Genomic DNA, 9,365 nt, shown 5'->3' on the forward strand with positions numbered 1-9,365 from the left:
TATGTCCAGAATTCGCATTGATCTTGTTGTCTTCGTCGCCGGTCTGCTCGCCGTGGTCTGGATCGGCGGCGGCTATGCCGCGTCGAACCCGCTGGCCTCGGCCGTCACGCTGCTGATCGGCGCGTGCTACGTCGCCGGCGCCTGGGAACTGCTGCGCTACCGGCAGGCGACCGCCACGCTGTCGCGCGCGGTCGCCGGCCTGGGCGAGCCGCCCGCGACGCTCGACGCGTGGCTCGACACGCTGCCGCCGGGCTTGCGCGGCGCCGCGCGGGCGCGGGTCGAGGGGGCGCGCGTCGCGCTGCCCGGCCCGGCGCTCACGCCTTACCTCGTCGGCCTGCTGGTGCTGCTCGGCATGCTCGGCACGCTGCTCGGGATGGTCGTGACGCTGAAGGGCACGGGCGCCGCGCTCGAAAGCGCGACCGATCTCGACGCGATCCGCGCGTCGCTGATCGCGCCGGTGAAGGGGCTCGGCTTCGCGTTCGGCACGTCGATCGCCGGGGTCGCGACGTCCGCGATGCTCGGGCTGCTGTCGGCGCTCGCGCGCCGCGAGCGGATCGACGCGGGCCAGCAGCTCGACGCGAAGATCGCGACGACGTTGCGCGTGCATTCGTCGGCGCACCGGCGCGACGAATCGTTCCGGCTGCTGCAGCGCCAGGCCGACGTGATGCCGGCGCTGGTCGACCGGCTGCAGACGATGATGACGACGCTCGAGGCGCGCAGCGTCGCGCTGCACGATCGCCAGCTGGAAAGCCAGCAGGCGTTCTTCGAGCGGACCGAGCGCGCGTACGCGGGTCTGGCGTCGAACGTCGGCGATGCGCTGAAGGAAAGCGCGGCCGAGAGCGCACGCGTGGCCGGCGCCGCGCTGCAGCCGGTCGTCGCGGCGACGATGACGGGGCTGGCGCAGGAGATGGCCGCGCTGCGCGATACCGTGACGGGCGCGGTGCAGCGCCAGCTCGACGGGCTTACGGAAGGCTTCGCGAAGACCACCGGCGACGTGACGGCCGTCTGGACCCGCGCGCTCGACGAACAGCGCCGCGCGGGCGACGCCGTCGCGCAACAGCTGCAGACGACGCTCGGCCAGTTCACCGACACGTTCGCGCAGCGCTCGACGGGGCTGCTCGACGGCGTGGCGACGCGCCTCGAATCGACCGAGCGTCGCCTGTCGGATGCGTGGCACGATGCGCTGTCGCGCCAGGAGCAGGTCGGCGAGACGCTGGCCGGCCAGCACGCGCGTGCGCTGGGCGAAGCCGCAGCGACCTTCGAACGGCATTCGGGCGCGGCGCTCGCCGCGATGCGCGAATCGCACGCGGGGTTGCAGACGGATCTGGCCGCGCGCGACGAACAGCGCCTCACGGCCTGGAACGATTCGCTGGCCGCGATGGCCGCGAAGCTCGGTGACGAATGGCAGCGTGCGGGCGCGCATAGCGCGGGCCGCCAGCAGGAAATCTGCGACGCGCTTGCACAAACGACGCGCGACCTCACCACGCAAGCCTCGACGTTCGAACAACGCTCGAGCGATCTGCTCTCGACGATCCGCGATTCGCACACGGGCCTGCAAACGCAACTCGCCGCTCGTGACGAAGAGCGTCTGTCGGCATGGAACGACTCGCTGGCCGCGATGGCCGCGAAGCTGGGTGACGAATGGCAGCGCGCAGGCGTACACAGCGCGGGCCGTCAGCAGGAAATCTGCGACGCGCTTGCGCAAACGACGCGCGATCTCACCACCCAGGCCTCGACGTTCGAACAACGCTCGAACGATCTGCTGTCGACGATCCGCGATTCGCACACGGGCCTGCAAACGCAACTCGCTGCACGAGACGAACAGCGTCTGTCGGTATGGAACGATTCGCTGGCCGCGATGGCTGCGAAGCTCGGCGACGAATGGCAACGCGCAGGCGTACACAGCGCGGGCCGTCAGCAGGAAATCTGCGACGCACTTGCGCAAACGACGCGCGATCTCACCACCCAGGCCTCGACGTTCGAACAACGCTCGAACGATCTGCTGTCGACGATCCGCGATTCGCACACGGGCCTGCAAACGCAACTCGCCGCACGAGACGAACAGCGTCTGTCGGTATGGAACGATTCGCTGGCCGCGATGGCCGCGAAGCTCGGTGACGAATGGCAGCGCGCGGGTGTACACAGCGCGGGCCGTCAGCAGGAAATCTGCGACGCGCTTGCGCAAACCACGCGCGACCTCACCACGCAAGCCTCGACGTTCGAACAACGCTCGAACGATTTGCTGTCGACGATCCGCGATTCGCACACGGGCCTGCAAACGCAACTCGCCGCACGCGACGAAGAGCGTCTGTCGGTATGGAACGATTCGCTGGCCGCGATGGCCGCGAAGCTCGGCGACGAATGGCAGCGCGCGGGCGTACACAGCGCGGGCCGTCAGCAGGAAATCTGCGACGCGCTTGCACAAACGACGCGCGATCTCACCACGCAAGCCTCGACGTTCGAACAACGCTCGAACGATCTTCTGTCGACGATCCGCGATTCGCACACGGGCCTGCAAGCCCAACTCGCCGCACGCGACGACGAGCGTCTGTCGGCCTGGAACGATTCGCTCGCGGCAATGGCGGCCGCGCTGCGCGACGAATGGGCGCAGACGAGCGCGCAAGCGGCAACCCGCCAGCAGGACATCTGCGACACGCTGACCCGCACCGCGAACGACATCACCGCGCAGGCGCAGGTGCATGCGAGCGACACGATCAACGAGATCGCGCGTCTCGTGCAGGCGGCGTCGGAAGCGCCGAAGGCTGCCGCCGACGTCGTCGCCGAATTGCGCCAGCGCCTGTCGGACAGCCTGGTGCACGACACCGCGATGCTCGAGGAGCGCAGCCGCCTGCTCGCGACGCTCGAAACGCTGCTCGGCGCGGTCAACCACGCGTCGACCGAACAGCGCACCGCGATCGACGCGCTCGTCAGCACGTCGGCCGACCTGCTCGACCGCGTCGGCGCGCGCTTCAACGACACCGTCGATGCCGAAACGCGCAAGCTCGATTCGGTCGCCGCGCAGGTGAGCGCGGGCGCCGTCGAGGTGGCGAGCCTCGGCGATGCGTTCGGCGCGGCCGTGCAGGTGTTCGGCGAATCGAACGACAAGCTGCTGACCCATCTGCAGCGCATCGAGGCCGCGCTCGAGAAATCGCTCGCGCGCAGCGACGAACAGCTCGAGTATTACGTCGCGCAGGCGCGCGAGGTGATCGACCTGAGCATGCTGTCGCAGAAGCAGATCGTCGAGGACCTGCAGCAGCTCGCCGGCCGGCGGGCGTCCGTCGGAGCGTAACGCATGCACGACGAAATCGACGACGGCGCGCCCGCCGCGCCGGTATGGCCCGCGTTCGCCGACCTGATGTCGGTGCTGCTCGGCGCGTTCGTGCTGATCCTCGTCGGCGTGATCGGCATGCAGCTCCAGCTCACGTCGAAGCTCGAGGAAGCCGTGCGTGCGCGCCAGCAGGAGGCGCAGCAGCGCAAGTCGCTCGAGCAGGCGCTCGCCGGGCCGCTCGCGGCCGGCCGCGTGACGCTCGTGAACGGCCGCATCGGGATCAGCGGCAACGTGCTGTTCGCACTGAACTCCGACCAGTTGCAGCCCGCGGGCCGCGACCTGATGAATACGCTGGCCACGCCGCTGGCCGCCTACCTGAAGACGCGCGACGAGATCCTGATGATCAGCGGCTTCGCCGACGACCAGCAGGTGCATGCAGGCAACCGCCAGTTCGCGGATAACTGGGAGCTGTCGGCCAAGCGCGCGTTGACGGTCACGCGGGCGCTGATCGACGCCGGCGTGCCGGCCTCGTCGGTGTTCGCGGCCGCGTTCGGTTCCGAGCAGCCGGTCAGCTCGAACGCGGACGACGAAGGCCGCGCGAAGAACCGCCGCGTGGAGATCGCGCCGGTGCCGCGCAAGAGCGCGTCGAACGGAGGGAAGGCGCCGTGACCGACGACGCGACGCACGTGCGCGCGACACTCGACGCCTGGCGCGAGCAGGGCGCCGATCGGCTCGATCCGGTGCGCTTTCACCGGATCGATGCGCTCGAGCGGCGCGCGGCGGCGCTCGACGGCGCTGCGCGCGTATTGCTCGATGCGCGGCTGGCGGCGCTGATCGACGGTTTTGCGGCAGTCGTGACGCGGGCCGGTGAGGCCGCTGCCGCGCTCGGCCCGTCGCACGCCGCGGCAGGCGCGCCTGCGCGCGGTGCGCTCGCCGCACTCGTCGAACGGCTCGCGCGCGACGCGCAGGCCGACCGGCGCGGGCCCGATCCCGAGCTGGTCGACTACTTCCGCACGATGTGGTCGAAGGTCCGCACGGAACAGCAGTACCGTCAGTCGCTCGACCAGGTGCCGCGCAACGCGGGGCCGCTCAATTCGAACAGTCTCGTGCACCGTTCGCTGTCGACGATGCGCGAACTGTCGCCGGAATACCTGCAGCAGTTCCTGTCGTACGTCGATGCGCTCGCGTGGCTCGAGGATCTCGCCGGCGGCGGCGCGCAACCCGAGAAGGACGCGCCGCGCGCGAAAGCGGTGAAGAAGGGCGCGCGCGGCAAGAGCCGGTAACGCGCGGGCCGCGCCGTCGCTGCCGGGGCCGGTTACATCGACGTCAGGCCCGACGCCGGTGCGTCTTGATAGCGCGCCGCGCTGATGAATGTCGAGAAGCGTTCGCACCAGATCACGACCGACGTGTATTGCGCGGGATTCACGTCGTCGGGAAGCGGCACGACGAAATTGCCGAATGTCTTCAGGTCGCCCACGCGTGCGGCGCGCGCCTTGATCGCGAGGAACGACGCTCGCGTATCGACGAAGGCCGGCACGAGATAGATCTTGTAGTCGGGGCCCGGTGCGATGTCGCCTTCGAACGCGATCGACGAATCGGTGACGGTCAGCTTGCCGTCCGCCCAGTGCAGTGCGTCGCTGCCCGGCAGGTCGCGTTCGAAGCGGCCGGTATGACGTGCGTTTTCCGCGGCCACTTGCAGTTCGACGGCGCTGGCGCCATCCGATGCCGTGAGGATCGGCAGCACGTAGATGCCCGCGGCAAAAGCCGCGAGGCCCGTCGAGAGATGCGATGCGACCGGTATCCAGATTCCGGTTTTCATGTCGGACCCTTTGAACGGGAACAGAGGGTGGCGCGGGGCCACATGCCTGTAGTCGCGCGGGCCGGCGGAATCTGACAGCCGGTCGGCTTGCCGTCGAACACGCCGTTCCTGCCGCGCGCGCTGCGTGACAGCGGCATCGCGACGCGACGCCGAATTTTCTTCGTCGGCGCGTGTCATCTTTGCGCACGCGGATCGACTCACTCTCCGTCGACAACGTCGTCGACGCCCAGGAGAGATCAAATGAACAAGCTTGCCCTGTATGTTCTTGCGACGGTTGCCGCGGCCGCATCCGTTTCCGCGTGGGCCGCGCCGGAGTCCACCGTGACGCGCGCGCAGGTGAAGGCCGAACTGGCCGCGCTGCGCGCGGCCGGCTACCGTCAGAACGGCGAGGACCCGTACTATCCGGCACGACTGGCGGAAGCGCTGAAGAAGATCGGTTCGACCGGCACGTCGACGGCCGATACCAGTGGATACGGAATGGCGGCACCGGCCGCGAGCGAATCGGGCCCGATGGCGGCCGACCGGCCGATCTATCGTGGACGATGATCCGGGCAGGACGTTGCGCCTGTCGATGGGCGCAACGTTCGATTGATCCAGGCCGCGATGGATCGCCGCATACGCAACGTCAGCGCGTTGACGTGCCTTCGGCAATCGCCGCGCCGAACGCGTGCAACGCGTCGGCCAGCGCCGCCGTGAACGGCGGATGGGCGGCGATGCCCGCCGAGTCGAGCCGGCTGCCGAGCACCGGCAGCGTAATCGACGCGTGCTCGACGATATGCGCCGACATCACCGACAGCGTTTCCCGTAGCGCCGCGTCCGCATGCGTCGCGCGCGGCGACGCATTCAGCACCGCGACCGGCTTGTACACGAACGCTTCACATCCCACGACCCAGTCCAGCGCGTTCTTCATCACGCCGGTCACGCCGTGCGCGTATTCCGGGCTCGCGATCAGCACGCCGTCGGCCGCGATCAGCCGATCGATCAGGTCGCGCACGGCGGCGGGCGACGGATATTCCGCGTCGGGATTGAACAGCGGGAATTCGCCGAGGCGATCGAAGCGCACGATGCGCATGCCGCGCGGCGCGACGAGCGCGGCCGCATCGAGCAGCGCGGCGTTGTACGACTGCGAACGGAGGCTGCCGCACAGGGCGACGATGTCGATGCGTCGGTCGGCGTCGGTTCGGGGATCGGTGGTCATCGTGCGGCGTTCCGGTTGGCGGATCGCACGGATTATCGCATCGTCGCTCCGATCGCGTCGGCCATCCCCGCCGCGTGCGCGAACGCGCCGAGTTCCCACCCGGCGCCGAGCAACAGCCGCCGCGTGTGCAGCGCGCCGTGTACGTCGTCGGCAACGGCTTCGCCGAGATAGCGCAGCGCACGGCCCTCGATATCGACGAAACCGTGCCGGTAGTTCCGGGCGAGCGTCGTCCACAACCGTGCGGCGCCGATCGACTGGCGTGCGCCGCTGACCAGGCACAGGCCTGCGTCGAGCCCCCAGCGATACAGCGTCGTCGCGAGGCCGCAGCGTTGCATCGTGCCGCGCAGCCGCGTATGCGGCGCGCGCAGGTAGCGGTCGGCGCGACGCGGGATTTCGGGCAGGCGGTTGAACACCGTATAGCCGGCGAGCTGGCGCGCGGCCGGATCTTCGACATACAGGAAGTATTCGCCGTCCGCCTCGCGGTGGCGGACGATCAGGCCGGAGCGGCCGAGCGCGACGGCCGGCAGGCCGTGCAGGCGATGGCCGGGCTGGTGCAGGCGTGCGTAGAGGGTGTCGAGTTCATCGTCGATGTCGTGCTGGGAATGCTGTACGTCGATACGCATGGCAAAAGGCGCCCGTCCCGGGCGCATCGAGAAAGGGGTTCATCGCAAAGGGAAGCGGAACGGCTGCGGCCCCCGGCTCGGCGAAGCGAGCCGGGGCCGCGAATCAGCTGGGGATGTGCTGGAAACTGGCGGCGATCGCGGCGAGGCCCGCGATGCAGAGTGCGAACAGGATCAGGACTTTGTGGATCACGCCTCTCTCCTCATGAATGCGCGGCGCCGAAGGGCGGTGCCGCGGAGACGGTGACGGCGGGCACGGCCCGCGCGGCCGTCGTGCGGGACGACGGTCGGAGGTCCGGCCGACAGATCGAGCGCGGACGGCCAGCACCATACGCGAGGTGCCGGGGGCGGGCAATCGGACCGGCGGAGAAAGGCGGAGAAACACGACGAATCGGGGTGTTTCGCGACAATCGGTCGCAACAGGGGGGCGTGCCGATGCCGTATCCCGGTGCTTGTCTCGAAATGACATACACTTCACGGCAAACGAACTTCACCAGGATCTGATCATGGGAGCGGGCCCGTCCACGGATCGCTGAGCCGCAACGACCTTCTTCACCCGGTTGTTGCGGCGATCTCCTCTCGTCACTGAGTCTGCAGGCAGATTGCCGCCGGAATTCCCTTTCTGAGCGGATGCCTTGTCATGCCTGATCAATCCGTGCCCGCATGGGCCGTTTCGTTGCCGTCGGCGTTGTTGCTGATGGTCCCTTTCGATCTCCTCGCGTCGCTGGCGATGGACGTCTATTTGCCGGTGATTCCCGAGATGCCGGCCGCGCTCCATACGTCGCCCGCGATGGTTCAACTGACGCTGAGCGTCTACATGGTCGTCCTCGGCCTGGGGCAGATGGTGTTCGGCCCGTTGTCCGATCGCTTCGGCAGGCGGCCGGTGCTCCTGGGCGGCGCGCTGCTCTTTTCGGCGGCGTCCCTGGCGCTCGCGACGGCAAGTCGCGGAACCGTATTCGTCACGCTGCGCGTGCTGCAGGCGGCAGGTGCGTCGGCGGCGCTGGTCGCGACTTTCGCGACGGTGCGTGACGTCTATGCCGAACGCCCCGAGGGCGCCACGATATACAGCCAGTTCGGCGCGATTCTGGCGTTCGTGCCGGCACTCGGGCCGATGCTCGGCGCGGGCATCGCGCACGGCTTCGGATGGCGCGCGATCTTCGTGACCCTCGGCCTGGCCGGTTGTCTGGCGGCCGGCCGCGCGTGGTCGCGATGGCATGAAACGCGACCGCGGACGCAGTGCAGGTCGTTGCGGTCCGTTGCGTCGATCCTGCGCAATCCGTCCTTCCAGGTCTACGCGTTCGGCTTCGGCACTGCGATGGGCGCGTTCTTCGTGTTCTTCTCGATCGCGCCGCGTGTGCTGATCGACCGGGTCGGCTTGTCCCGTCCGGAATTCAGCGCGGCTTTCGCATCGGTTGCGCTCGTCATGATCGTTGCATCACGCTTTGTCGCGCGGTTCGTGTCGAGCTGGGGCGTGCCGCGCTGCTTCGTTCGGGGCGCTGTCGTCATGATGGCAGGGGCGATCACGCTGGCAGCCTGCACGGTACTGATGGCGCCGTCGTTCGTCGCGTTCGTGATGCCGATGTGGATCGTCGCGATCGGCATCGTCCTGATGTCGGCGGTGACCGCGAACGGCGCGCTGCGGGATTTCGACGACGTCGCCGGCACGGCAGTCGCGCTGTATTACTGCGTCCAGAGCCTGATCGTCGGCGGCATCGGGACGGTCGCGATTCTCGTGCTGCCGGGCGATACTCCGTGGCCCTTGGTGGCTTTCTGCCTGTGCATGCCGGCGGCGTGCTGTATCGCAATCACCGTCGTGAGGCGACAGGGCGGCTGAGGGTTCGCGCGTTTGTTGCAAGTACGCGACACGGCAAGGCTTGCGTCGATCTGTTGCGAACCCCTCCGGTCGCAAGCCGACCGAATGATCAAAGTGTCAATACGAATCTGACGTGCCGATTTCGCGCCCGCTGTTTCGGGCGCGTTTTCTTCATGGGCCGGAGGCGTGCGCTTCACGCTCGATAGTGGATGGCGAACTGCCGATTTCCCCGGTGATGGGGTGACTGCGGTGTGATGTCTTCTGAAGCGTGACGATGCCGGTCGAGAAGTTATTTTGAATATTCAATGTATTTAGGATGGCGTATGTGTTTGCAAAGATGGTTTCGAACCGTTAAAAACGGAAGTGAAATTTTTGTCGTAATAGGCCGTGTCGTAGGGAAGTTGAGCGAATGAGATGGTGGGAATGAGATTTTCGCGTATCTCAGAACTCCGAAATTTTTTATTCACGATGTCGTGATAACAAATATTTCTATACATTACGTCGCGAGAGACCAATCGAATTCGTCACGATCCGGGTGAAGAAGAGGCGGGGAATTTCGGCGTCGCCGATGTCGACGCTGTCGACCTCTTCATTGCTTGTCTTCCGGCGATGTTCCAGATCCATTCGCCTGGCGCGTTGAACGCGCC

9 protein-coding genes are annotated in these 9,365 nt (G+C 67.5%); 5 read left to right on the forward strand and 4 right to left on the reverse strand.

Translation table 11 applies throughout. The features are described from left to right. Position 1 precedes the first annotated feature (1 nt). From GQ57_RS04545 to GQ57_RS04555, 3 genes are read left to right on the forward strand one after another with little or no spacing between them, the layout of a single operon-like run. Positions 2–3,289, forward strand: coding sequence for a DUF802 domain-containing protein (locus GQ57_RS04545; RefSeq protein WP_034197190.1), 3,288 nt, complete (start codon positions 2–4; stop codon positions 3,287–3,289). A gap of 3 nt (positions 3,290–3,292) precedes the next feature. Further along, the gene (locus tag GQ57_RS04550; protein WP_031402274.1) at positions 3,293–3,937 is read left to right on the forward strand and encodes an OmpA family protein; all 645 of its coding nucleotides are present in this window, start codon (positions 3,293–3,295) and stop codon (positions 3,935–3,937) included. Continuing rightward, complete coding sequence (locus GQ57_RS04555) at positions 3,934–4,551, forward strand: DUF2894 domain-containing protein (RefSeq protein WP_034197191.1); 618 nt, start codon at positions 3,934–3,936, stop codon at positions 4,549–4,551. The genes GQ57_RS04550 and GQ57_RS04555 overlap by 4 nt, the downstream gene beginning before the upstream one ends. Positions 4,552–4,583: 32 nt before the next feature. On the opposite strand, the gene GQ57_RS04560 is transcribed toward GQ57_RS04555, so the two are convergent. Then, entirely contained in the window at positions 4,584–5,087 is a 504-nt protein-coding gene (locus tag GQ57_RS04560; RefSeq protein ID WP_034197192.1) for a DM13 domain-containing protein, read from the reverse strand. Between the two features lie 240 nt (positions 5,088–5,327). Between GQ57_RS04560 and GQ57_RS04565 the strand changes: the two genes are divergently transcribed. Next, positions 5,328–5,633, forward strand: a complete 306-nt coding sequence (locus tag GQ57_RS04565; RefSeq protein ID WP_031402277.1) for a DUF4148 domain-containing protein — start codon at positions 5,328–5,330, stop codon at positions 5,631–5,633. A 79-nt stretch (positions 5,634–5,712) separates the two neighbouring features. Here GQ57_RS04565 and GQ57_RS04570 read toward each other — a convergent pair whose 3' ends face one another. Continuing rightward, positions 5,713–6,285 carry an NADPH-dependent FMN reductase gene (locus tag GQ57_RS04570; RefSeq protein ID WP_031402278.1) on the reverse strand — a complete coding sequence of 191 codons (573 nt, stop codon included), beginning with the start codon at positions 6,283–6,285 and terminating at the stop codon, positions 5,713–5,715. 32 nt (positions 6,286–6,317) lie between these two features. Next, complete coding sequence (locus GQ57_RS04575) at positions 6,318–6,908, reverse strand: histone acetyltransferase (RefSeq protein ID WP_174923328.1); 591 nt, start codon at positions 6,906–6,908, stop codon at positions 6,318–6,320. Positions 6,909–7,545: 637 nt separating this feature from the next. Here GQ57_RS04575 and cml point away from each other — a divergent pair. Further along, positions 7,546–8,739, forward strand: coding sequence for a CmlA/FloR family chloramphenicol efflux MFS transporter (cml, locus tag GQ57_RS04580; protein WP_034197194.1), 1,194 nt, complete (start codon positions 7,546–7,548; stop codon positions 8,737–8,739). Between the two features lie 468 nt (positions 8,740–9,207). On the opposite strand, the gene GQ57_RS44115 is transcribed toward cml, so the two are convergent. Next, entirely contained in the window at positions 9,208–9,342 is a 135-nt protein-coding gene (locus GQ57_RS44115) for a hypothetical protein (RefSeq protein WP_268810863.1), read from the reverse strand. Between the last annotated feature and the right edge of the window lie 23 nt (positions 9,343–9,365).

Source organism: Burkholderia sp. MSh2 (assembly GCF_000731655.1).
Lineage (GTDB): Bacteria > Pseudomonadota > Gammaproteobacteria > Burkholderiales > Burkholderiaceae > Burkholderia > Burkholderia paludis.

Excerpts from the sequence above, each read along its gene's own strand:
- GQ57_RS04565 (WP_031402277.1), top strand. The coding sequence starts at position 5,328 with ATGAACAAGCTTGCCCTGTATGTTCTTGCGACGGTTGCCGCGGCCGCA.
- cml (WP_034197194.1), top strand. The coding sequence starts at position 7,546 with ATGCCTGATCAATCCGTGCCCGCATGGGCCGTTTCGTTGCCGTCGGCG.
- GQ57_RS44115 (WP_268810863.1), bottom strand. The coding sequence starts at position 9,342 with ATGGATCTGGAACATCGCCGGAAGACAAGCAATGAAGAGGTCGACAGC.
- GQ57_RS04550 (WP_031402274.1), top strand. The coding sequence starts at position 3,293 with ATGCACGACGAAATCGACGACGGCGCGCCCGCCGCGCCGGTATGGCCC.
- GQ57_RS04575 (WP_174923328.1), bottom strand. The coding sequence starts at position 6,908 with ATGCGTATCGACGTACAGCATTCCCAGCACGACATCGACGATGAACTC.
- GQ57_RS04570 (WP_031402278.1), bottom strand. The coding sequence starts at position 6,285 with ATGACCACCGATCCCCGAACCGACGCCGACCGACGCATCGACATCGTC.
- GQ57_RS04545 (WP_034197190.1), top strand. The coding sequence starts at position 2 with ATGTCCAGAATTCGCATTGATCTTGTTGTCTTCGTCGCCGGTCTGCTC.
- GQ57_RS04560 (WP_034197192.1), bottom strand. The coding sequence starts at position 5,087 with ATGAAAACCGGAATCTGGATACCGGTCGCATCGCATCTCTCGACGGGC.